At 71.1% G+C, this 20,973-nt stretch carries 25 protein-coding genes and 1 pseudogene; 9 read left to right on the top strand and 17 right to left on the bottom strand.

The window, feature by feature from the left end; all coding sequences use genetic code 11:
• Positions 1 to 81: 81 nt before the first annotated feature.
• Positions 82 to 435, top strand: a complete 354-nt coding sequence (locus FB563_RS13590) for a penicillin-binding transpeptidase domain-containing protein (protein WP_055705181.1) — start codon at positions 82 to 84, stop codon at positions 433 to 435.
• A gap of 425 nt (positions 436 to 860) precedes the next feature.
• Here the strand turns inward: FB563_RS13590 and FB563_RS13585 are convergent, their stop codons facing one another.
• Complete coding sequence (locus tag FB563_RS13585; protein ID WP_234357652.1) at positions 861 to 2,132, bottom strand: S53 family peptidase; 1,272 nt, start codon at positions 2,130 to 2,132, stop codon at positions 861 to 863.
• A gap of 261 nt (positions 2,133 to 2,393) precedes the next feature.
• On the opposite strand from FB563_RS13585, the gene FB563_RS13580 reads away from it, so the two are divergent.
• Together FB563_RS13580 and FB563_RS13575 are read left to right on the top strand one after the other, a co-directional pair.
• Complete coding sequence (locus FB563_RS13580) at positions 2,394 to 3,218, top strand: TrmB family transcriptional regulator (protein ID WP_055705180.1); 825 nt, start codon at positions 2,394 to 2,396, stop codon at positions 3,216 to 3,218.
• Between the two features lie 116 nt (positions 3,219 to 3,334).
• The gene (locus tag FB563_RS13575) at positions 3,335 to 3,568 is read left to right on the top strand and encodes a hypothetical protein (RefSeq protein WP_055705179.1); all 234 of its coding nucleotides are present in this window, start codon (positions 3,335 to 3,337) and stop codon (positions 3,566 to 3,568) included.
• 136 nt (positions 3,569 to 3,704) lie between these two features.
• Here FB563_RS13575 and FB563_RS13570 read toward each other — a convergent pair whose 3' ends face one another.
• A complete protein-coding gene (locus tag FB563_RS13570) occupies positions 3,705 to 4,217 on the bottom strand; it encodes a MarR family transcriptional regulator (protein ID WP_079048652.1) in 513 nt (170 codons plus the stop codon).
• Complete coding sequence (locus FB563_RS13565) at positions 4,214 to 4,708, bottom strand: MarR family winged helix-turn-helix transcriptional regulator (RefSeq protein WP_055705178.1); 495 nt, start codon at positions 4,706 to 4,708, stop codon at positions 4,214 to 4,216. The genes FB563_RS13570 and FB563_RS13565 overlap by 4 nt, the downstream gene beginning before the upstream one ends.
• 63 nt (positions 4,709 to 4,771) lie before the next feature.
• On the opposite strand from FB563_RS13565, the gene FB563_RS42920 reads away from it, so the two are divergent.
• From FB563_RS42920 to FB563_RS13555, 3 genes are all read left to right on the top strand, one after another.
• Positions 4,772 to 4,945 (top strand): hypothetical protein, encoded by a 174-nt coding sequence (locus FB563_RS42920; protein ID WP_159045473.1) that lies wholly within the window; start codon positions 4,772 to 4,774, stop codon positions 4,943 to 4,945.
• On the top strand, positions 4,938 to 5,252 hold the full coding sequence (locus FB563_RS42915) for a hypothetical protein (RefSeq protein ID WP_234357651.1): 315 nt from the start codon (positions 4,938 to 4,940) through the stop codon (positions 5,250 to 5,252). Before FB563_RS42920 ends, FB563_RS42915 begins: the two co-directional genes overlap by 8 nt.
• 99 nt (positions 5,253 to 5,351) lie before the next feature.
• Positions 5,352 to 5,642, top strand: coding sequence for a hypothetical protein (locus FB563_RS13555; protein ID WP_142218676.1), 291 nt, complete (start codon positions 5,352 to 5,354; stop codon positions 5,640 to 5,642).
• A 56-nt stretch (positions 5,643 to 5,698) separates the two neighbouring features.
• Here the strand turns inward: FB563_RS13555 and FB563_RS13550 are convergent, their stop codons facing one another.
• On the bottom strand, positions 5,699 to 7,405 hold the full coding sequence (locus FB563_RS13550; protein ID WP_411573171.1) for a YibE/F family protein: 1,707 nt from the start codon (positions 7,403 to 7,405) through the stop codon (positions 5,699 to 5,701).
• On the opposite strand from FB563_RS13550, the gene FB563_RS13545 reads away from it, so the two are divergent.
• Positions 7,344 to 7,658 (top strand): ATP-binding protein, encoded by a 315-nt coding sequence (locus FB563_RS13545; protein WP_055705175.1) that lies wholly within the window; start codon positions 7,344 to 7,346, stop codon positions 7,656 to 7,658. The genes FB563_RS13550 and FB563_RS13545 overlap by 62 nt on opposite strands.
• A 49-nt stretch (positions 7,659 to 7,707) precedes the next feature.
• Here FB563_RS13545 and FB563_RS13540 read toward each other — a convergent pair whose 3' ends face one another.
• From FB563_RS13540 to FB563_RS13530, 4 genes are all read right to left on the bottom strand, one after another.
• A complete protein-coding gene (locus tag FB563_RS13540; RefSeq protein WP_234357650.1) occupies positions 7,708 to 8,682 on the bottom strand; it encodes a glycosyltransferase family 2 protein in 975 nt (324 codons plus the stop codon).
• A 26-nt stretch (positions 8,683 to 8,708) separates the two neighbouring features.
• Positions 8,709 to 8,984 carry a glycosyltransferase family 2 protein gene (locus tag FB563_RS43995; RefSeq protein WP_234357649.1) on the bottom strand — a complete coding sequence of 92 codons (276 nt, stop codon included), beginning with the start codon at positions 8,982 to 8,984 and terminating at the stop codon, positions 8,709 to 8,711.
• A gap of 29 nt (positions 8,985 to 9,013) precedes the next feature.
• Positions 9,014 to 9,187 (bottom strand): peptidase, encoded by a 174-nt coding sequence (locus tag FB563_RS13535; protein WP_107100563.1) that lies wholly within the window; start codon positions 9,185 to 9,187, stop codon positions 9,014 to 9,016.
• 165 nt (positions 9,188 to 9,352) lie between these two features.
• Entirely contained in the window at positions 9,353 to 10,621 is a 1,269-nt protein-coding gene (locus FB563_RS13530) for a nucleotide sugar dehydrogenase (RefSeq protein WP_055705174.1), read from the bottom strand.
• Between the two features lie 743 nt (positions 10,622 to 11,364).
• Here FB563_RS13530 and FB563_RS13525 point away from each other — a divergent pair.
• The gene (locus FB563_RS13525) at positions 11,365 to 12,654 is read left to right on the top strand and encodes a polysaccharide deacetylase family protein (RefSeq protein WP_234357648.1); all 1,290 of its coding nucleotides are present in this window, start codon (positions 11,365 to 11,367) and stop codon (positions 12,652 to 12,654) included.
• Between the two features lie 212 nt (positions 12,655 to 12,866).
• Entirely contained in the window at positions 12,867 to 14,414 is a 1,548-nt protein-coding gene (locus FB563_RS13520) for a hypothetical protein (protein ID WP_055705173.1), read from the top strand.
• Between the two features lie 16 nt (positions 14,415 to 14,430).
• Here the strand turns inward: FB563_RS13520 and FB563_RS45450 are convergent.
• The 9 genes and pseudogenes from FB563_RS45450 to FB563_RS13480 all read right to left on the bottom strand — a co-directional run.
• A pseudogene (locus FB563_RS45450) lies at positions 14,431 to 14,526 on the bottom strand (2-oxo acid dehydrogenase subunit E2); the annotation flags it as partial.
• A gap of 62 nt (positions 14,527 to 14,588) precedes the next feature.
• A complete protein-coding gene (locus tag FB563_RS13515; RefSeq protein ID WP_055705172.1) occupies positions 14,589 to 15,770 on the bottom strand; it encodes an LLM class flavin-dependent oxidoreductase in 1,182 nt (393 codons plus the stop codon).
• 34 nt (positions 15,771 to 15,804) lie between these two features.
• A complete protein-coding gene (locus FB563_RS13510; protein WP_055705171.1) occupies positions 15,805 to 16,716 on the bottom strand; it encodes an arylamine N-acetyltransferase family protein in 912 nt (303 codons plus the stop codon).
• A gap of 5 nt (positions 16,717 to 16,721) precedes the next feature.
• Entirely contained in the window at positions 16,722 to 17,966 is a 1,245-nt protein-coding gene (locus tag FB563_RS13505) for an FAD-dependent oxidoreductase (RefSeq protein ID WP_055705170.1), read from the bottom strand.
• 5 nt (positions 17,967 to 17,971) lie between these two features.
• Positions 17,972 to 18,457 carry a PaaI family thioesterase gene (locus FB563_RS13500; RefSeq protein WP_055705169.1) on the bottom strand — a complete coding sequence of 162 codons (486 nt, stop codon included), beginning with the start codon at positions 18,455 to 18,457 and terminating at the stop codon, positions 17,972 to 17,974.
• A complete protein-coding gene (locus tag FB563_RS13495) occupies positions 18,454 to 19,215 on the bottom strand; it encodes a beta-ketoacyl-[acyl-carrier-protein] synthase family protein (protein WP_055705168.1) in 762 nt (253 codons plus the stop codon). The genes FB563_RS13500 and FB563_RS13495 overlap by 4 nt, the downstream gene beginning before the upstream one ends.
• On the bottom strand, positions 19,212 to 20,420 hold the full coding sequence (locus FB563_RS13490) for a beta-ketoacyl-[acyl-carrier-protein] synthase family protein (RefSeq protein ID WP_055705167.1): 1,209 nt from the start codon (positions 20,418 to 20,420) through the stop codon (positions 19,212 to 19,214). Before FB563_RS13490 ends, FB563_RS13495 begins: the two co-directional genes overlap by 4 nt.
• Entirely contained in the window at positions 20,410 to 20,673 is a 264-nt protein-coding gene (locus tag FB563_RS13485; protein ID WP_055705166.1) for a hypothetical protein, read from the bottom strand. Before FB563_RS13485 ends, FB563_RS13490 begins: the two co-directional genes overlap by 11 nt.
• Complete coding sequence (locus FB563_RS13480) at positions 20,670 to 20,942, bottom strand: acyl carrier protein (RefSeq protein WP_055705165.1); 273 nt, start codon at positions 20,940 to 20,942, stop codon at positions 20,670 to 20,672. Before FB563_RS13480 ends, FB563_RS13485 begins: the two co-directional genes overlap by 4 nt.
• Positions 20,943 to 20,973 lie beyond the last annotated feature (31 nt).

The raw sequence follows: 20,973 nt of genomic DNA, 5'->3' as shown, positions 1-20,973 counted from the left end.
CAGCGTCTGCCCCCAGCAGAAGTGTCACAACGTACCAGGGGCCCTTCAGGGGGCCGCGGGTGACCGACGGTCCCGCCCCGGGTGACGTTTCCCGGGGGCGGCGGCCTTCGCCCGGAGAGCCTCGCCGCGCCCAGCGCCGGTTTCTCCATCGGCACCTCCACCCCGAGCGCGATCCGCATGGCGGGCGCCTGCGCGACGTTCGCCGCCTCCGGGATGCGGGCCGAGCCGTACTCGGTGACCAGGGTGACCCACGACGGTGCGGCCCTCCCCGGATTCACGGCCCCCGCCCCCGTACGGGCCGTGCCGGCGGTCGCCGACAACGTGACCGACGTCCTGCGGGGCGTCGTCGCCCGGGGCACCGGCACCAGGGCCCGGGCCCTCGGCCGTACGGCGGCGGGCAAGGCCGGCACCACCGACGACCACCGCTCGGCCTGATTCATCGGCTGCGCCCGCCAACTCGCCACCTCGGTCGTCCTGTTCAAGGAGGACCCGGCGCATCCGCGGCTGCAGTCCCTGGTCGGTGTCGGCGGCCTGCGGAAGGTGTTCGGCGGCGACATCCCGACCGCGATCTGGACCGTTTACCTGCGCGACGCCCTGGCCGGCCTGCCCGACCTCCCGTTCCTCGCACCCGGCGTCCCTGGGCCACGGCAGCGACGAGCCCGGAGTCCCCTCGCCCTCGCCCACCCGGGCCCCCGCCAAGCACGCCGGCAGCAGACTGGGCAGACGGACGGCCACCACGGCGGCGCCCAGGCCGGGGCCACCCGCGGCCCATACCAAGTGCCGCCCGCACAAGTGCTGTTGACAGCACACCGCCCCGCCGGAAGGCCGGCGGGGCGGTGCGAACTGTCCAGTGGTGCGTGTTACTTGGTGAAGGCGGCGACGCCGTTCGGGGTGCCGAGGCCCGTGGGACCGTCGTAGCCCTTGCCCGCCTTGCACAGGTAGTCGCTGCAGGACCCGTTGGAGCCGTCGGTGACGTCGTTCAGCTTGTCCGGGTGGGCGTAGGGGTAGGACGCCGGGACGTCGCCGGAGCCCGGGGTGCCCGCGAGGGCGTAGACGCCGGCGACGAACGGCGCGGAGGCGCTGGTGCCGCCGTACACGTTCCAGCCGTTGGCCTGGTAGGTGTCGTAGACGGCGAGCCCGGTGGCCGGGTCGGCGACGGCCGCGACATCGGCGACGGCGCGCTTGCCGCAGCCGGTGTCCTTCTGCCAGGACGGCTTGGCGTCGAACTGCGAGCAGCCCGAGCCCGCTCCCTCACCGCCGGCGGAGGTGCCCCACACGGACTCGGACCAGCCGCGGGTGCTGCTGTCCTTCTTGAGCGAGGTGCCGCCGACGGCCGTCACGTACTGCGAGGCGGCCGGGTACTCGGTGCCGTAACCGCTGTCGCCGGAGCTGACGGTGATGGCGACGCCGGGGTGCTTGAAGTACTTGTCGTCCGCCTGGGTGTCGGCGGCCTCCTCGCCGCCGCCGTAGCTGTTGGAGACGTACTTGGCGCCCTGCTTGACGGCCTGGTTCACGGCCGCGCCGAGGTCGTCCATGCTGGCGGACTTGGCCTCGACGAGCAGGATGTGGCACTGGGGGCAGGCCGCGCTGACCATGTCGACGTCGAGCGAGATCTCACCGGCCCAACCGGAGTCGGGCGCCGGGTAGTTGGTGCCGCCGTCCTGATCGATCTTCTTGAAGCAGCCGTTGCTCGTGCTGCACTCCGGCAGGCCGTACTGGGACCGGTAGGCCGCCAGGTCCTTCTCGGCGTTCGGGTCGTCGTTGGCGTCGACGATCGCGACGGTGGCGCCCTTGCCGCCGTCCTTGGGGAGGTTGTAGGCGGCCTGCAGGTCGGCGGGCCCGAAGCCCTTGGGGGTGTCGTGGCGGCCGAGGGACTTCTGCGGTGTGAGGTCGGTGCGGACGACCGCCTGGCAGGCCATGTAGCCGGGCTTGATCGGCTCGGAACACAGCGGCCGGGTGTGCACCGCGGAGGCCGCGGCCGACGCGTCGGCCGTCGTGTGCGCCGCGGTGGGTGTGGTGGCGAAGGCCGCCGACTGCGAGGCGACGGCGAGTCCGCCGGTGATCAGCGCTGCTGCAGACAGGATCGCGGGCGCGCCGCGGCGTATCAGGGTCCTTCTGCGATGAGACTGCAACGAACTGCCCTCCGTGGGGGGATGGGTGGCTCCGTACCGGCGGCCGGAAGCGGTGTGCGCGCCATGCGGCATGTTGCGTACATGACAACCGCTTTCCGTTGGGGGTGGCCGGTCGGAGTCGAGTCGGGCATCCTGCTGATGCTGCCACCCCGGTCAGTGGTGGCTATGAAGAGGCTATGAACAATTTGCCGAAGAGAACAGAGCCAGTTGGTAAAAAAGTCGCCCCCAACCCCTCGGCGTCGACCGGTACGTTGTGCAGCCATGGAGCTTGAAGACGGAACCATCAACGACCTGATGTCGCTGGGCCTGGCCCGGTACGAGGCACGGGTCTACCTGACCCTCATCAGGCGTGGTTCTTACACGGCCGCCGAGGTGGCCCGGGAGGCCGACGTGCCGCGCCAGCGCGTGTACGACGTCCTGGACGCGCTCGTACGACGGCAACTGGCCACCACCCACCCCGGGCGGGTGGCCACCTACTCCGCCGTCACGCCCGAGTTGGCCCTCGCGCGCCTGATGACGACGCAACGGGAGACCGTCGACCGCCTGGAGCGGGTCTCGCAGAACCTCGCCGGCGTCCTCCAACCCCTCTGGTCCCAGGGGCGGGACCACACCGACCCCCTGGACTACATCGAGATCCTGCGCGACCCGAAGGCGATCGCCGAACGCTTCGCCGACATCCAGCGGCAGGCGCGGCACGAACTTCTCACCTTCTGCAAACCGCCGTTCGTCGCCCCCACCGAGAACACGGAGGGACTGGCGGTGGTCCACCGCCTCCGCGAGGCGGGCGGCACGGTCCGGGCGATCTACCTCGACGACTCCCTGGACGATCCCGGGACCATGGACCACGTACGGCGCTTCGCCGCAGCGGGCGAGGAGGCCCGCTTCGCCCCCGAACTGCCCCTGAAACTGGTCATCGCCGACGCCTCACTCGTCCTGTGCGACATGCCGGACCCGGTGGCCGGCACCGACTCCACCACCACCCTCTTCATCGAACACCCGGCTCTGGCCGCCTGCTTGCGGCTGGCTTTCCACACGGTGTGGAAGGACGCCGCACCGAGCCGGGAGCGGCCCGGTCTGGGCGGGTGAGCGCGTGAGCCCGGATGGCGCCACCGATGAGCGCCGTGGTGCATATCGGATTAGCCTCCGAAATGAGCGCAAAAGGATCTTTGGACAGTGCGCTCCAGTCGACCCAAGGAGGACACATGCGCCAGCTCTCCAAGGCCGCCGCGGCGGCCGCGGTCATCGCTAGCGTGAGCTTCATAGCCACCGGCACCGCCACCACCGCAGCCAGTGCAACCACCGCCCAGCGCGCGGTGATGCACCGCGGCGGCGACTGCATCGACATCCTGGGTAACGTGGGCATCGGGAACGGTATCCTCGGCAACTTGCTGAACGGCGAGGGCAATCCAGGCGCGCAGGTCACCGATTGCGGGTAGCCGGTCGGCCGGCTCACCGAATTGCGTGTCGACGTCGGTCGTCTTCATGTGTGAAGTGGATGCCAAAGGCCCCGGATCGCGACCGGTCCGGGGCCTTTGCGCGCGTGACTCCGGCGGGGCCGACGGCGGCTTCCGGTCAGGCGGTCAGCGCGGCGAGCTCCGCGTTGGCGCGCTCGGTGACCAGGGCGAGGACACGGCCGGCGGCGGCCAGGTCCTCGGTGGGTATGCCGCCCCAGACGCGGGCGGTGACGGGGGCGGTCTCCGCCCCGACGGCGGCGAGCAGCTCGCGCCCCGCGTCCGTGGGGCGAAGGTGCGCGCCGTCCGCGACGAGCAGCTGCTGGGCCAGCAGCTCGTCGAGAGTGGCGCGGATGCCGGCCGGATCGGCCTTGAGGGAGGCCCGGACCTGGGCGACGAGTTCGTCCGGCGTCCGCGGGGCGTCCGCGGTGACGGCGGCCCGCAGGGCGATCTGCTGCTGGAACGTGATCCCGTGCCGGGCCAGGACGTGCTCCAGGACGCCGCGGGCGGCGTAGTGGGCCAGCCCGAGGGCGCGTGCGTCGGCGACGGGCGCGGGGGCGGATGCGGTGGTGGTCGACGTGGTGCCGGCGGATGTGGTCGTGGATGCGGCGGTGCTGGACGCATGGGTGGTCATGGCGTTGTCCCCTGAGTGCTCTCGTCGTTCGGTACGGATGCGGTGAGAGGTGCGTCGAGCAGGGTCGTCAGCTCGTCGGTGAACGCGCGCGTCCGCGGGGCGTCGAGGCCGCCGAGGGGCTCCAGCAACTGCTGGAGCAGCTCCTGGACCACCGCGACGGCCCGCCGTGTGACGTCCTGGCCCCGCTCGGTGAGGGCGAGCTGTACGGCGCGCGGGTCGCGGGGATCGCGGGTGCGCTCGATCAGGCCGGCCGCCTCCAGGGCGCGCGCCAGCTTCGAGACGTACAGCGCCTCCAGGCCCGTGTGGTCGGCGAGCCGGCGCTGACTGGGCCGCTCGCCGGTGCGCTGCATGCCGTACAGCGACGCGACCAGGGAGTACTGCGCGTGGGTGAGGCCCAGTGGAGCCACCGCGCGATCCACCGCGACGCGCCACTTGTTGGCGAGCCGCCACACCAGGAAGCCGGGCGTGGGGCCCGGGGAACCCTTGCTCATGGTGAATAGATTACATGGCTACTATAGCCATGGCTACTATCTTTCCGGGAGCTGCGGAGCCCCGTGGCGGTCAAGTTCCTGCGTGCCGAAGAGGCGGCAGTCATCACCGCCCAGGCGGCCGCCGGCCTCTTTCGCGGCACACGGACACTCGCCGTGGAGTTCCACCGCCTTGAAGCTTCTCTGATTTATACTTTCGCCGTCACTCAGCGTGAGGAGCAATGTGAGAAGCGTGATTGAAGCGCTGCGCAACCCGCGGCGCCACCATGTGCTTGGCGCAGTGCTGACCCTCGCGCTCGTCGCGCAGTCAGCCGTGCTCGTCGCCCAGGAATCGCAGATCGACAGCCTGCGGACACAGCCCGTCGGGGAAACCCTCGCGCCCGGTCCTCGCGGGCCGTCCGGTCCCCCCGGCCCTCCCGGCCCCGTCGGCCCGGCGGGCAAGGACGGCCATGACGGCAAGGACGGGCAGGACGGGCAGAACGGAACCAACGGCAGTCCCGGCAAGGACGGGAAGGACGCCGTCTGCCCGCCGACGTCGTCGAGCTAGCTCTTCCCCCCACTTTCGCGACCACAGAGCGTGAGGAGCAATGTGAACAGCGTAAACGAGGCGTTGCGTGGTCCGCGGCGTCGGCTTGTGCTCGGCGCCTTGCTGACGATCACGTTCCTCGCGCAGGCAGCCGCCATCGTCTCCCATGAGCAGCAGATCGACGGACTCCAGGCACGGCGCATCGCCCTCCAGGCGAGCGGCATCGAGCACGGCTCACCCGGCCCCCGAGGCCCCTCCGGCCCGCCCGGCCCCACCGGCCCGTCGGGCAAGCCGGGCCGGGACGGGAGACCCGGCCATCGCGGCAGGAGAGGGCGCAACGGCAGACCCGGGCGGCCCGGCAGGCCCGGGCACGTCATCATCGCCAGGCCGACACCGGACGAGGCCGACTAGAGATCCACGGGCTGGGCGGTACGACGCGGCCTGCGCCCGCCTTGCGGAGATCGATCTCAACGCTTCCGCCGGCGCCCGCCCCGGCCCGCTGCCGCTCTTGCGGTGGTCGTTTCCTTCTCCGGGCCGGGGCGGTCGGCTGCGACCACCAGGGCCGCCAGTAGCGTCGTGACCGGCACCGAGGCCACCAGGCCGATGGAGCCCACCAGCGTGCGCACGATCTCCTCGGCGACGAGCTCGCTGTTGGCGACCGTGGCCACGCCGCTCTGGGCGATGGAGAAGAGGAGCAGGAGGGGGAGTGCGGCGCCGGCGTAGGCGAGGACGAGGGTGTTGACCACGGAGGCGATGTGGTCGCGGCCGATGCGGATGCCTGCCCGGTACAGTCCGCGCCAGCCCATCGTGGGGTTGGCGTCGTGCAGTTCCCAGACGGCCGATGTCTGCGTCACGGTGACATCGTCGAGCACGCCGAGCGAGCCGATGATGACGCCGGCGAGCAGCAGGCCGCTCATGTCGAGCTTCGGATACAGGCCGTGGATCAGGCCGGTCTGGTCGTCGGTGTTGCCGGTGAGGGCGCCCCAGCCGATGAACGCCGAGCCCAGGATGCCGATCAGGGCCAGTGAGAGCAGGGTGCCGAGCACGGCCACCGAGGTGCGGGCGGACAGGCCGTGGCACATGTACAGGGCGATCAGCATGATGGCGCTGGAGCCGACCACCGCCACGAGCAGCGGGTCGGAGCCCTGCAGGACGGCCGGCAGGATGAAGAAGTTCAGCACCAGGAAGCTGATGGCCAGCGCGACCAGGGCCATCACGCCGCGCAGCCGGCCCACGACCACGACGGCGAGCGCGAAGATGCCGGCGAGCAGGCCCAGGGGGAAGCGGCGGTTGACGTCGGTGACGGAGTACTGCAGGTCCTTGGGGGCGGAGGGTTCGTAGGCGGTGACGACCTGCTCGCCCTGGTGCAGCTGCCGTGCCTGGTCGGGCTGCACGATCTCGGTGAAGGTACGGCCCTTGTCGTGGCCGGTGTCGATGCGGATCGTGGCCTTGTGGCAGGTGCCGTTCGCTTGTTGTTGTGCGGAGGAGCCCTCGGCGGTGGAGGTGTCGCCGGTCGGGGTCTCGCCGGAGGCGTTCACCGACGCGCAGCTGATCTCGACGACGTTGGTGACGGTGGCCTGCTGGGTCTGCTGGTCGAAGCCGACACCGGTGTGCTTGTGCGGCGGGGCTCCGCCCGGCCAGAGCATGACGAGTCCCACTACGACGGCGGCGGCGAAGGGGATCAGGATCGCCGCGATGACCTTGCGCAGGTGCCGGGAGACCGGCGCCGCGGGCCCGTGGCTGTGACTGTGGCCGTGCGAGTGGCCGTGCCCGTGACCGTCGGCTCCCGCTTCGGGGCTGTGACCGGAGCCATGTCCGGCGGCGGTCGCCGGTGCGTGTCCATGGCCTGTCGCCTGAGAGAGGGGGAGGTGGCCCGCGCCGGCATCGGGTCCGTAGCCGGGGTGAGGCAGCGGCTCGGGAGGATTCCCGTACCCGTAGTCGTGGCCGTACTCGCTCGCACCCCGGGGCCGGGGCGGGTCGCCGACCCGGTTCCAGTCCCCGGCACTCTGCCGGTCAGCGGTTCCCATGCCGTCTCCCTCGCGGTTGTCCGTGCCCCCTCCGGAGCCGGTCCTGCGCGACGGCTCTGAGGAAGAGTACGGGAACGGCTGCGGCGTGGACTCAGCCCGCGCACCTCCGGCCAGGCACAGCGGGAGGCGGGTCGCCGTCACCGACATCGAGCAGTGCCGCATCCGGGGTCACTGTGCCGCCGAACTCGCCGATCTGGTGGCCGAGTTGGTGGAGAACGCGCTCATGTACAGCCCGCCCCGGCAGCCCGTGGCGGTGGACGGCCGGCGGGACGGCGGCGAGTACTGCCTCACCGTGGTCGACCGGGGGCTCGGGATGACCGCGCAGCGGATGGCGTACGTCGCCCTGCCCACCACCCTCGTCCCGCAGCCGGACGCCTCGACCATGGCGACGACCATGTGAGCGCGCTCGGCTGGGTCACCCCAGCCGAGCGTCTGTCCGAACTGCCCGCTTACGAGATCTGCGGGCGGGTGCGGTGGCGCCCGCCCGGCAGGGCGGTCTTGGCCGTCAGCCCGCGCGACTGCCAGGCGTTGTCACGCAGTTTGCACAGAGCCCAGTAGCGGGTGGGGCACAGCAGCACGATGTTCATGAACACCGCCGAAGGCGTCCCGACGAGCCATGAGTGCCAGCGCTGGCGAGTGGTCAGGTCGGGTCGCATGAGTACGTACAGCCCCGCCTGGCCGTAGCGGACGACGACGTACGTCCCGAGGTACACCAGGGCGACGCCGGGGTTGTGGTACCGCCCGCCGAGGGTCAGCACCGTCATGACGACGGTCCAGGCCAGCATGATCGGCGTGATGACCAGCTGGAGCAGGCCGAACGTCGGCGATATGAGCTGCTTGAAGGACAGCCGCGAGTACACGAACGGCAGCATCCACCACCACGACCGCGCCCAGCGCAGTCGCTGGCGATAGGTCTTGCGGAGCGTGGTCGGCATGTCCGTGACCACGCCGGCCTCGTTGACGGCCACGACCTCACCGCGCATGAGGGCTCGCAACGCGAGCCACCGGTCGTCGCCGGTGCCGCACTCCACCTCGTAGGCGTCCAGGTGGTCGTAGAGCAGCTCGGCCCGGTAGAGGGCCAGTGCCCCCGAGGTGGTCTCCAGGGCTCCCAGCATGGAGCGCGAGGAACGCATCATCACGCAGGACGTGCCGATGTCGATGTCCGCGGCCCTGGAGACCCAGGTCTCCTCGAAGTTCCGGATGTAGATCATGCCGGTAGTGGCCTGGATCTTCGGGTTGCTCATGGCGCGGAGCTGCTGCTCCAGGGCGTCCGGGAAGGGCTCGCCGTCCGAGTCGATGGTGAGGACGAAGTCGAAGTGCTTCCCCTCCGCCTGGAGGTGGCGGAGCACCGTGACCTGGGCCCCGCGCTTGCCCTTGTTCTCCTGCCGGTGCCAGAAGACCCGGGGGTGGTCGAAGGGCTCCACGGGGTGTTGCCGGGAGCCGTCGTCGATCAGTGGATCTCGTCGACCGGGTGCGTCTGCGCCAGGAGCGACCGCACCGTGCGGTGCAGATTCTCCGTGGGCTCCTCGAAGGCCGGGATGATCGCGACCGTCCGGCCGGGAGCGACCGGAAGGTGAGCGAAGGACCGGCCCTTGAGGAACGAGAGCAGGCAGAGCAGGATCACGACCATGCCCAGCCACCAGTAGAGCGTCAGGATCGGGCTCTTCGACCGGAGGTGGACCACCACGGTGGCAGCGGCCAGGGCCGCCGCCACCACAGCGGTCACCACGGAGAACCTGGCCCGTGATGAGGTGTTCAAGCGGACACCCGCCTGCCGCGGGTCGCCAGGCGGAAGACCGCCGCCCCGCCGATCACCAGGAGCATCGCTCCCAGCACGATCCATCCCAGCCCCGTGCCGCCGGTGGCGGCCAGTGCTGCTCCTCCTGCCGCGGTGCCGATCGCGGCACCCGCACCGTTGTGTCCGTACATGCTTCCGTCCTTGTCAGGGGTGTCGAACGCGCCGTGGGCATGGCGAAGCGGAAGGCGTCCACCACGGGTGGGGAAGGCAATCCGCGCCGGGTGTCGTCCGTGCTGCGGACGTACCGCCGGCGCCTGTCGGCCGTCGCTTGCCCAGGCTGCTGTTCTTCGGGTGGGTCAGAGCCGCTCGACGTGCGGCGCGGGTGCCATGGCGCCACGGGTGTCGAGCACATAGGCGGCCTCGTCGGCGAGCTGGGCGAGGTCGAACTCGGCGTGCGGCGTGAGCAGCACGACGGCGTCGAAGTCGGCGACGCGCTCGCCGCTCGCTGCTCCGGCGGAGCCGGCGAAGGGAATGCGCCGGCAACTGCCTTCGGGCAGATGGGGATCGACGACGAGGACGTCGGCCCCCATGGCCCGCAACCGGTCGATGACCTGGACGGCCGGCGACTGCCGGGCATCGGACGTACCCGGCTTGTAGGCCGCACCGAGGGCGAGGATCCGTGCTCCGTGCACGCTGCGGCGGAAGCGGCGGCTGAGGGCGTCCTGCAGACGCCGGACGACGTAGTCGGGCTGGCTTTCGTTGATGTCCTGGGCCAGTTCGATGAGCCGGAAGGTCTGCCCGTGCCGTGCTTTGACGTGGTGGCTGAGGTAGACGGGGTCGATGGGCAGGCAGTGCCCGCCGACGCCCGGGCCGGGCAGGAACTTGGTGAAGCCGAAGGGCTTGGTCGCCGCCAGCTCCAGGGTGTGCCAGACATCGACACCCAGCGCGTGGGCCATGCGGGACAGCTCGTTGACCAGGGCGATGTTCACGTGCCGGTAGGTGTTCTCGAACACCTTGGCCAGCTCCGCCTCTTCGAGTCCGGACGCGGGCACGGTGACGTCCGTGACCGAGTCGTAGAAGGTCTTCACGCGCTGCAGGCAGGCGTCGGTGAGACCCGCGACGATCTTGGGCGTGTTGTCCAGGCGCCAGTCGGCGTTTCCGGGATCGATGCGCTCGGGACTGAACCCGACATGGAAGTCCCGCCCCGCGACGAGGCCGGAGCCCTCCTCCAGCAGGGGTATGAGGACGTCGCGGGTGGTGCCGGGGTGCGTGGTGGACTCGAGCACCACGGTGGCCCCCGGCTCCAGCCACCTCGCCAGTGTCCGCCCGGCCTCACGCACGCAGGTGAGGTCCGGGGCTCTGTCGGTCAGGGGTGTCGGCACGGTGATGACCGCGATGTCGAAGCCCTTGAGGTCCTTCGGATCCGGGCTGGGGCGGTAGGCGGCCGTCCGCAGCACTGCCTGAAGGCGGGCTGATGGGATGTCCTCGACGTACGACGCGCCGGCGGCCAGCTTGTCGCAACGCTCTCGATCGGGTTCGTAGCCGGTCACGACGTGTCCGGCTTCGGCGGCACTGAGGGCTAAGGGCAGGCCGACATAGCCCTGCCCGAGCACACAGATGTGCATGGTGGTTCCTCCCCTTGAGCCGGCCTGCGAACGAGCGCAGACCGGAAAACGGCGCCCCTGAAACGCGGCTGCCTGTTCCTGAAGCAGGCAACCGCGGCGTCGGTTACTGCGTGTATCGCGGTGTGTCAGCGGGTGTGGCGAAGCCCCCGTCGGGCCACGGCAATCCGCTGGGTTCGATGCACCGGCGATCTCAACCGCGGATCTGAGGACCTCGTGTCCTGTGCCAGACGCGTGAGATGATCTTCACAATTCCCCCCTATATGTGGACCTCAAGGCCTCGATAGGTTTCCCCGGCATGGAACCCCCTTTGCCGGGCCGATACCTATGAATCGCCCCTGAGGTCTGTGCGGGCAGCCGAAGGGCTGCCGAGTGACCCCACACGGACGGGAAGACGCGATGAGGCGCGGCCTCATCGGTTGATCTTCACAATTTCTTCCCGTTCATGCATGGTCAAGGTTTCAAGATGTGTCCCTCAAACGGAAGCGTTGTTCCCATATCGCTGTCCCTGAGCCGAAGCATCGGCGGTGGGCGCGCGCCGGTGCGCGCGCCCCTGTACCACCGGCCGGGTTCGTGCTTCCGGCTGTCGAGCACTGGTCCTCGAGAGTCGCCGCGGAGCCGGGGCCGGCTGCGCGACGCTGGGTCGGCAGGCGCAGCGCATTCCGGATGCCAGGGGGCACGTCGTGACCGCACCATCTTTCGGCCGGAGGTCGGTTCTGCGTCTCGCAGGTGCGTCCGGCTTTGCCGTGGCAGGGGGAGCACTGCTGACGGGTGCCGCCGCGCCCCGTGGCAGTGCGACCGCCGGTGACCTCTTCCAGCGGGGGCACGGATGGACGGCCGCCGGAGCCGGTACCGCGTCCAGCGACCTCGGTGACACCGCGGTGGTCACCCGCGGAAGCCGGTCGGTGCGGGTGACCACCAACGGCACCGGCAAGCAGTCGTACGTCCGCAGGACCGGCATGACCGCGCTGAACCTCACCGGCAGGATGGTCCGCCTGATCCTGCGTGTCGCGGACACCACCCACCTGGCGAGGCTCGCCTTCTACGTGGGCACCGGGTCGTTCACCAACTACTTCGTCTGGCAGTTCCACACCCACTCCAGGACGGCCACCAACTATGTCCAGTCGGGGGAGTGGGTGACGGTCCACCTGCAATGGGCCGACGTCACCTCGGCGGCCGGGGCCTGCTCGATCGCGCCGACCGGGGCGCCGTCCACCAGGTCCGGCTTCACCGACATGTCGTTGGCCGTGTACGACGACGCCGGTGGGCCGGTGACGTACTGGTTGCAGGCCGTCGAGCTGGTCCCCGACACCACGTCCGTGTTCCCCAGGGGCGTCGTGTCCGTCACCTTCGACGACTCGCACAGCTCGGTGCACGATCTGGCGCGGCCGGTGATGGACCCCCACGGCTTTCCGGGCACGAGTTACAACATCGCGGACGCCATCGGTGCCGGCGGCTCCCTGACGATCGACGGGATGCGGTCGCTGCAGGACCACTCCGGCTGGGAGATGGCGGGGCACGCGTACGCGACGAGCGCCCACACCGCGGGCTACGGCAGGCTGTCCGCCCACCGGGTCGACGACGACTTCCGCAGGCTGCGCGAGTGGCTGGTGTCGAACGGCTTCACCAGCGAGCACTTCGCCTACCCGCACGGCGCCTTCGGCAGGACGACGGACGGCGTACCGGTGGATCTCATCGCCGGCAGGCACTTCACCACGGCCCGGTCGATCGTCTCGGAGACGACCGAGTCGTTCGCGCCGGCCATGCCGTACCGCCTGAAGGCGCTGACGGGCATCACCGACGGCGACGGCATCGGCGGCACGCCGCTGTCCCGGCTCACAGGCCCGGGCGGCAGACTCGACCGCTGTGCCGCCAACGGCGACTGGCTGATCCTCTGTCTTCACCGGATCGTCGCCGGGCGGCCGCGCAGCAGCACCGAGATCAGCCAGAGCGGCTTGGCGGCCCTGCTGAAGGAGATCTCGGACCGGGGCATCCCCGTGGCGACGGTCGGGGAGGTGATCGGGTACTACACGTAGACCTCGTGCCCCGCGGCAGGCCGAGCAGGGGGGAGGTCAGGGTGCCGGAGCCGCCTCCAGGCCGTCCTCGCCCCGCGCCCCTTTGCCACAGCTTGATCAGCAGTACCCCTCGCCTTGATCTGCCATGTCCCCGACATGACTAGGATTGGCCGACTTCGGGGCTCGAGGGGGAGTTGATGATGGTGCGACGAAGATCGCTTGCTTTCGTCGGCGTGGCCGCGCTGGTACCGCTGGTCGCTTCCGCCGCTTCCGCCGCTTCCGCGCATGCGGCGTCGGCCTCACTGGCCGTCACCACACTGGGCCGGCACGGAGGCAAGGTCTCCACGACGGTCACCGTCGTCGCCGTGCCGTCCGGTCAGACGTACAGCGTCAAGTCCGGCAAGCGGATCAGCCTGCCGTCGGGGCGCTACATCGCGATGACCGACATCTACGAGAGCGCCACGGACGGTCCGGGCACCGACACCATCGGCGCGCAGGTCGTCCAGGTGTCGGGCAGCGCGTCGGTGACGCTCGACGCGCGCAAGGGCAAGGCCGTCAAGGTGTCCCTCGACACGCCCGCCGACGTGACCGCCCCGCCGCGGATCAGCGCGCAGGTGTGCGCCGCCGCCGTCAGCGACATGCCCTCCGCCTTCAGCGTGGGCGGCTGGAACGACGAGGGATCCCTCTACGCCATCCCGAACTCCTCCAAGCTGCTGCAGTTCGGGTACCTGGCGCAGTGGTCGGGCGACGACAGCTACGTCGCCGTGAAGAACACCACGGGCATCCCGGCGGCGCCCGGCGGGTCGTTCAAGCGGTCCGGGCTGGCGACGATGCGCTTCTCGGTGAGCGGCGGTACGCAGATGGCCCGTCAGAACGACACCGCGCTCCAGGCACGGCCGAAGACCGACGACTGCACGACCGACCTGATGGCCGGGGTCCGCGACGACGACGCACCGTACAGCGCCACCGTCCATGTGACTCCCGGGACCTGGCAGCCGCGCGACGACATCTTCGCGAGCAACGGCGACGACGTCGGCGGCGGTTTCCCGAAGCTCAGGACACTGCAGGCGGGGCAGAGCTCCACCCAGTCCTTCGGCCGGGCCGCGTGGGGTCCGATGCACTACCTGCCGGTGGTCGACCGGAAGTCCGTCACCTTCTTTCCGGACGCCCTGATCGGCGACCCCGACGTCGGCACCAGCGGGGCCGACCCGACGAAGGAGACGGTGGTCCTGTCCAAGGGAAGCACCACCGTCAAGAAACAGACCCTGAGCAACTGGGGCTCCAGCGACGCCGAGTTCTCCGCCGGCATCCGCTCGGCCGGCTGGTACCGCCTGACCGTCGACGCCCAGCGCTACCGCCCGGGCATCACCTTCCCCGCCGGCATGCTGTCGTCGCGAGCCACCCTCGACTGGTACTTCAGGGCCGACCCGGCCGCGTCGATGGTCGCGCCCGTCTTCCTGACCCGCTTCCTGCCCACCGGGCTGAACACCCACAACCAGGCCGCACCGAACAGCACCACGACGGTCGACGTGAGTGCCGGACGCGACTCCCAGGGCCCCGACCTGAAGTTCACCAAGGTGACGGCCAGGTCCGTCCGGGTCTGGTCGTCGACCGACGGCGGCAGGACCTGGCAGGCGGCGACGGTCAGGCAATCCGGCTCGGCCTGGCAGGCGTCCGTCCACAACCCGGCCTCCGGCGCCGTCGCCCTGCGCTCCGAGGTGACCGACTCCGCCGGGGACCGCTCGGTGGAGACGGTGTACCGGGCGTACGCCATCGGCTGAGGCCGGGGCCTTCTGTCTATGCCCAGGTGATCAGTCGTTTGGGTTGTTCGAGGATCGCCGCCACGTCTGCCAGGACCTTGGAGCCGAGTTCGCCGTCGACCAGGCGGTGCTCGACGCGTTCGCCGTCCGGAGTGAGCAACTGGACGAGATCCGGGGCCGCCGCGGCACTCACCGTCAGTCACCCACCCGCGCACGCGTGCTCTCCGCGATGGCCTTCTGCTGGGCCGCGAAGGCCGCGCCGAGGAAGGCCTCGCTGCGCTCGGCGGTCCACCGCTGGGAGGCTTCGAGGCCGCGCAGCGCACCGGTGAAGCGAGGTATCACGTACCGGGCGAGGAGTTCGAAGCTGCGCTTGACGTGGGCGTGGGAGGCCCAGTCCTGGACGTTGACCAGGAACCGGCCGAAGCCGCCGGTCACCTCCTGGACCTGCCTGATCGCGGTGACGGCGTCGTCCACGGAGCCGATGATCGCGCCGAGGTTGTCGGCGGTCGCCTCCAGCGCCTTGCGGGCCTCGTCGCGGGAGAGCGCGACCGGCAGGCCGAGCGTGTCCGCCCAGTACTCGTTGCGGTGGCGCAGCCATCCGTCGAGGACCTGGTCGAAGGCTTCCGCACGCGTCTCCGCGATGTGCAGGGGAAGGGTGATGCGCCACTGCGAGCGGTCCGGGCTACGGCCGTGCGCCGCGGCCGACTCCTCCAGGTGGGTCCACTGCTCCTTGAGGTCGCTGGGCCCGCTGCCGGGCCTGGGCGCGCCGAAGGAGAGCGGGGCGACGCCGTGTTGTCCGGCCAGCTTCATGCTGAAGGGCGAGGTGGCACTGGACAGGGCGACCGGCACGCCGTCGCGCGACCACGGGCGGAGCTGGAGGCGGGCGTCGTGCAGGCGGTACCAGCCGCGGTCGACGGTGAGCGGTTCTTCGGAACGCAGCAGGTGCAGCACCGTCTCCAGGGCCTCGGCGGTCCGCTGCCGGGTGTCGGCCGGCGCGATGCCCAGCTGGTGCATGTCGGACGGCAGCGAGCCCGCGCCCACGCCGAGGAGGAACCGACCGCGGGTCTGGTGGTCGAGTTGCACGGCCCGGGCGGCCACCATGTACGGGTGGTGATAGGGCAGGCTGATCACGCCGGTGCCCAGTCTGATGTGCCGGGTGCGCTCGGCGGCGGCGGCGATGAACACCTCCGGGGAGGGGATGACGCCCCAGCCCGCGGAGTGGTGCTCGCCGACCCAGAACTCTTCGAGGCCCAGCTGGTCGGCCCATTCGATGAGGTCGAGGTCGCGCCACATGGTGAGGGTGGGATCCTCCCCCAGCGGATGCAGCGGGGACAGGAAGGCCCCGAACCCGAGGGGCTGGACGGCTTCGGTCGTCATGCTCGTTCCTTCCGTGGTGCGGGTTGTGGGTGGCTCACCAGTTGGATGCCGCGACGGCCGGTGCGGTGGGCGGCTCGGCCGGGGGCTCGGCCGGCGCCGTGTCCCGTCCCCGGGCCCCGAACCGCTCGCGCCAGATTCGGCGGGCGCGCTCGGACAGCGGGGCGTGGCCCTCGAAGATCACGTCGAGGACGGCATCGGCCTCCTCGCTGTCGCGCAGCTTGCGCACCGATTCCTCGCCGGGACGCGAGGTGATCAGCAGATCGTTGATGACGGTGAGCTTGCCCTCGGGCAGGGTCCGGGCGCAGATCAGCGTGTTCATGATCTGCGAGCGGGAGTCGGGGCCGGACAGCCAGTCCAGGCACTCCTGGAACTCGCGCACCTCGCGCGGCCGGGCGGCGAACTTGTACAGCGGCACCCATGCGCCGTCGGCCCCGCGGCGCTCGACCACGTCGCAGTCGCCCGTCACGCCCTCGCCGCCCTCGACACCGGGTGCGGCCGCGATGCGGAAGTCCCAGCCGCGCTGCCGGAACTCACCGTGGACGTACGGGACGGGCTCGATGAACGTGTCGTGCGAGAAGCTCACGTCGACCAGCCAGTCCGCTTCCTCCAGGCGGACCTTGAGCAGCATGTGGGCGAAGACCCGCGAGTACTCGTTGTGGTGCGGCCGCCACATGTACGCGCCGAGGATCGACACGTCGTAGCCGATCTCGCGCAGCACCCGGTGGAAGAGGGTGTGGTTCTCGAAGCAGGCGCCGCCGCGCCGCTCGGTGACCACCTTGTCGAAGAGCGGCTCGTCCGCCAGGACGATCTTCCGCTCGATCGCGTCCAGCGACTCGAACGGGACGCTCAGCGCGTGGGCCCGGCAGAGCGCGCGCAGCACGTCCAGGGTCGGGGTGAGCGGACCGGTGTAGCCGATGCGCTGTGTGTAGGCGTCCAGACGGAACACTGCGGCTACCTCCGGTGCTGGTCGGAGTCGTCGGCCAGGAAGGCCGCGGCGTCGGCGATCAGGGGGCGGATCTGCGGCTGTCCGAGGGCGAGCACCTCGAACTCGGGGGCGCGCTCCTCCTCGGCGGCCTGGGCCGGGGGCTGCTGGGTGTTGCTCACCTGCAGCGACTGGAAGGCCTCGATGAACGGGCGGCGTACGGCCTCGTAGCGCTCGATGTCCGCGGCGCTGCCGCCGCGCAGCGCGCTGTCGACCATCTCGGCCAGGCATGCGGCGTCCTGCAGCGAGGTGTTGAGACCCTGGCCGCCGAAGGCGTGCATGCCGTGCGCGCTGTCACCGACGAGGACGACGTTGTCGTGGCTCCAGGTCTTGGTGCGCACGAAGTGATGCTGGATGCGGCGGACCTGGTCCCACTCCGTGACGTGCTCGGCGATCCATTCGGCGAGCCGGGGCACGACCCCGGACAGCGTCTCGACCAGGCGCTCGACGGGCCCTTCGGTGACCTGTGCCGCGGTCGCGGAGTCGGTGATCCACACCAGGACCAGGCCCTCTTCGGCGCGCCGGGTCTCCAGCAGGTAGCCGTGGGCCCCGAAGTGCGCGCGGGCCATGCCGTCCCAGCCGGGCGGGCTCGGCACCACGACGTCGAGGTAGGAGCCGCTGGAGGGAACCACCTCGGCCGGGATTCCGGCCAGGGTGCGGATGGTCGATTCGCGGCCGTCGGCGGCGAGGACGAACCGTGCCTCGACGTCCAGGGTGTCCTCGCCGGTGCGCACGCCGAGCGTGCTGGGCCCGCCGTCGGGGCCGGAGGCCAGCGCGTGGGTCTCCGCCTCCCAGACCATCGTCACGTTCCTCAGCTCGGCCAGCTCGCCGAGGAGCAGCCGTACGAGGTCGAAGGCGCGGATGGACAGCGCGTGCGGCACGGGACAGCCGTCCAGCTCGGCATAGCTGTGGCGGGCGGCCAGATGGCCGCCGAAATAGATCTCCGCGCCGGGGATGACGCCAGCCCGCTCCGTCAGCCGCTCCAGCAGACCGAGCCGGTCCAGCAGGTGCAGGGTGACGGGCTGGACGATGTTCACCACGGCGGGGCCCTTGGGGCCGGCGTCGGCCGGCGGCTCGGCCCGGCGTTCCAGCACGGTGACCCGCCAGCCCTGCCGTCCCAGGCCCAGGGCGGCGAGCAGGCCGGCCGGGCCGGCCCCCACCACGCAGACGTCCGTTGTGATCGTGCGGTGGGCTGGCGCTGACTGCTCGGCCATGACTGCTACACCTTCTTCCGGGGTTCGGGGGAACGGGCACCGCGGCGGCGCATCTGGCAGGTGAGGCGTCCGGTGGCGATGCGCCTGTCTCGGTCGTCCTGCACCACGACCTCGTACGTCGCCACCGACGTGCCCACGTAGAGCGGGGTGCAGATGCCGGTGACCGATCCGGAGCCGCGCGCGGCCCGGTGATGGGTGACGTTCAGCTCCTGTCCCAGCACGAGGCCGCCGGGGCCCGCCTCCAGGACGGCGGCCAGGGAGCCGAGCGTCTCGACGAGGGCCGCGCTGGCACCGCCGTGCAAGAAGCCGTAGTACTGGCGGTTGCGGTCCAGCGGCAGGCTGCCCACCAGCCGCTTGGGGTTCCAGTCCGCCATGACGAAGCCGAGGTTCGTGGTCAGCAGGTCGGGGCGGGTCAGCGTCTCCTGGTCGAAGGGCGGCTCGAAGACGGCGTCCTGCTGCTCGTCGGCAGGCGTCTCGGTGAACGTGCTCATGCGGCCCTACCTTCTTGAGTGCGTCCCGCGGCGACCAGGGCGCTGAGCCAGCCGTACTCCGGTGCCACCGGGCCGTCCGGCTCGGTGACGGACGACGCGAGGAGCGGCAGCCGCTCGGTGCCGGGCGCGGCCTTGCGCAGCAGTACGACGGCGGCGGCGTCCGAGACGGGCTGCGCGCCCGCGGGCTCCCCGGCGGCCGTCAGGCGCTGCTGGATGGAGCGGGAGCGCTCGTTGGCCGCGGTCTCGACGCCGATGACCACCACCTGGTCGGCGGCGTCCGACTCCAGCAGCGAGTCGGCCAGCAGCAGGGCCTGGCCGGCCGGGTCGGTCATGTGCGACAGGGAGGTGAGCGGCCCGGTGATGCCGTACCTCTTGGTGAGGTGGCCGAGGATCGACGTGGTCACCGACTGGAAGAACAGCAGCGGGCTGTGCACCTGGCCCTCCACCATCCGCCGGGTCGCGGTGTCGCTGGTGACGGTGTCGCCGTACATGGTGGCGAGGACCATCGCGGTGCGCGCGCCGGCCGTGCCGATCAGGTTGAACTCGGAGGCAGGGTCACCGAGGCACTGCACGACGGCCGCGCCCACGATCGGGCTGAACCGGGACAGTACGAAGCCGACGAGCTTGGGAAGTTCCTCGGGGGCGCCTCCCGGGACGCCCTCGGCGCGCTCGCCCCACGGCGCCAGGCAGGCGGCACCGGCGACCGCGCGGGGGCGGGCGAACTCCGCGTCCGCGGGGGCGTTCACGGGCGTGGTCATGCTGCGTCCTCCATTACGCGCTCCAGTACCAGTGCCGCGTTCGCACCGCCGAAGGCGGCGTTCAGCGAGAGCGCGTGCGTGATGTCGGCGGGCCGGGCGGCGTTCGGCACGTAGTCCAGGTCGCACTGCGGGTCCGGCTCCCGCAGGCCCAGCGTGGGGGGCAGCAGTCCGTCGCGCAGGGCCAGCAGGGTGATGACGGCCTCGACGGCGCCCGTGGCCTCCAGCATGTGGCCGGTGCCGCTCTTGGTGGAGCTGACCGGGATGCGGGGCGCGTGCGTGCCGAAGATGCGATGCAGCGCGGCGGTCTCCGCCACGTCGTTGAGCGGGGTGCCGGTGCCGTGTGCGTTGACGTAGCCGATCTGCTCGGGGGAGATGCCGGCCCGGCGGATGGCCGCGGTGGCCGCGGCGGCCATGCCCTCGCCCCGCGGGTGGGGCTGGATGACATGGTGGGCGTCGGCGGCCATGCCCCAGCCGGCCACTTTGGCGAGGACGTCGGCTCCGCGTTCGCGGGCGTGCCGCGCCGACTCCAGGACGAGCACCGCCGTGCCGTCGCCCTGCAGCAGGCCCATGCGCCCCTTGGCGAAGGGCCGTACGACGCCTTCCCGGCTCAGTGCCTTGCCCGAGTCGAACTTGGCGAAGACGTCCTCGGTGACGAGGTAGGAGCCGCCGGCCACGACCACGTCGGCCGCGCCCCGGCTGATGAGGTCGGCACCGTGCGCGATGGCGTTGGTCGAGGCGATACAGGCGTTCACGAAGGCGAGCCGCGGCCGGCCGAGGCCCAGTTCCTCGCCGAGCCGTTCGGCGAGCCGGGCGGGCAGGCTGTCGAGCACCCGCGGGTCCAGCGGGGGGCGTCCGGCGGTGAGGTCCTCCCAGAAGCCGCGGCCGGCGGAGTGGTCGCCCGCGGTGCCGAGCAGCACGGGCGCGCCCGCTCCGCTGTGCCGGGCCATGGCGAGAGCGGCCAGCGCGCACGCGCGCAACACCTCCGCCTGGCCGGGCGTGACCCCCGGTTTCACCGGGACGCCCGGGATCTCGGGGCCCTGCCCCTCGTACGTCGCGGCGCGGTCCGCGTGGTACGGCGCCGAGTCGAACCGGGTGACGGGGGTGAAGGCGTCGCGGCCGGCGAAGAGCCCGTCGCGCAGGGCCTGGGCGCCGAATCCGTAGGCCGTGAAGACGCCGTACCCGGTGATGACCACTTCAGCTGCCATGGGTTACCTCTTCCTGTTCCACGCGCCCGGGGAAGCTGCGGGCCAGCACGGCCTGGGCGCCGCTCACCGAGGTGAAGTCCACGAGGTCCTCCTCCGCCGGCTCCCAGCGGATGCCGTGCCGTTCGTCGAGCAGGTGCAGCATCCAGACGAGGGTGAGCGAGTCGAGGACGAACTCGTCGGGGCCGTCGGGGCCGGGTTCGGGCGTGATGCCGCTGTCGACGAGAAGCCGCTCTATGTCACCGCGGGTGATCACCGCCCGGCCCCCGCCGTCACGGCACGCCGGTCGGCCACCACCTGGACCAGCTGGCCGAGGGTCCGCACGGTCTCGGGATCGACGTCCTCCTCCGGCAGCTCGATGCCGTACTCGCCCTCCAGCTGCAGCAGCAGCTCGATCATGGCCAGTGACTCCAGTTCGAGGCCGTCGGCGCCGAGCGGGGTGTCGGCGCCGGCGTCCTCGGGGACGGGGAGGTTGATGACGTCGCGGATGACGGCGAGGACGAAGTCCCGGATCTCTTCCTGCATGGCTTCGGCTCCCTTTTCGGGTCGTGGGGCT

Source organism: Streptomyces puniciscabiei (genome assembly GCF_006715785.1).
In the GTDB taxonomy this organism is placed as follows: Bacteria; Actinomycetota; Actinomycetes; order Streptomycetales; family Streptomycetaceae; genus Streptomyces; species Streptomyces puniciscabiei.
The sequence above is the reverse complement of the archived record's forward strand: the minus strand, read 5'-3'. Positions and strand labels throughout refer to the sequence as shown.

Bases quoted from the DNA above. Each gene is read 5' to 3' on its own strand.
- FB563_RS13580 (WP_055705180.1), top strand. From the start codon at position 2,394: ATGGAGCTTGAAGACGGAACCATCAACGACCTGATGTCGCTGGGCCTG.
- FB563_RS13575 (WP_055705179.1), top strand. From the start codon at position 3,335: ATGCGCCAGCTCTCCAAGGCCGCCGCGGCGGCCGCGGTCATCGCTAGC.
- FB563_RS13570 (WP_079048652.1), bottom strand. From the start codon at position 4,217: ATGACCACCCATGCGTCCAGCACCGCCGCATCCACGACCACATCCGCC.
- FB563_RS13565 (WP_055705178.1), bottom strand. From the start codon at position 4,708: ATGAGCAAGGGTTCCCCGGGCCCCACGCCCGGCTTCCTGGTGTGGCGG.
- FB563_RS13550 (WP_411573171.1), bottom strand. From the start codon at position 7,405: ATGTCGGTGACGGCGACCCGCCTCCCGCTGTGCCTGGCCGGAGGTGCG.
- FB563_RS13535 (WP_107100563.1), bottom strand. From the start codon at position 9,187: ATGTACGGACACAACGGTGCGGGTGCCGCGATCGGCACCGCGGCAGGA.
- FB563_RS13530 (WP_055705174.1), bottom strand. From the start codon at position 10,621: ATGCACATCTGTGTGCTCGGGCAGGGCTATGTCGGCCTGCCCTTAGCC.
- FB563_RS13515 (WP_055705172.1), bottom strand. From the start codon at position 15,770: ATGACGACCGAAGCCGTCCAGCCCCTCGGGTTCGGGGCCTTCCTGTCC.
- FB563_RS13505 (WP_055705170.1), bottom strand. From the start codon at position 17,966: ATGGCCGAGCAGTCAGCGCCAGCCCACCGCACGATCACAACGGACGTC.
- FB563_RS13500 (WP_055705169.1), bottom strand. From the start codon at position 18,457: ATGAGCACGTTCACCGAGACGCCTGCCGACGAGCAGCAGGACGCCGTC.
- FB563_RS13495 (WP_055705168.1), bottom strand. From the start codon at position 19,215: ATGACCACGCCCGTGAACGCCCCCGCGGACGCGGAGTTCGCCCGCCCC.
- FB563_RS13490 (WP_055705167.1), bottom strand. From the start codon at position 20,420: ATGGCAGCTGAAGTGGTCATCACCGGGTACGGCGTCTTCACGGCCTAC.
- FB563_RS13480 (WP_055705165.1), bottom strand. From the start codon at position 20,942: ATGCAGGAAGAGATCCGGGACTTCGTCCTCGCCGTCATCCGCGACGTC.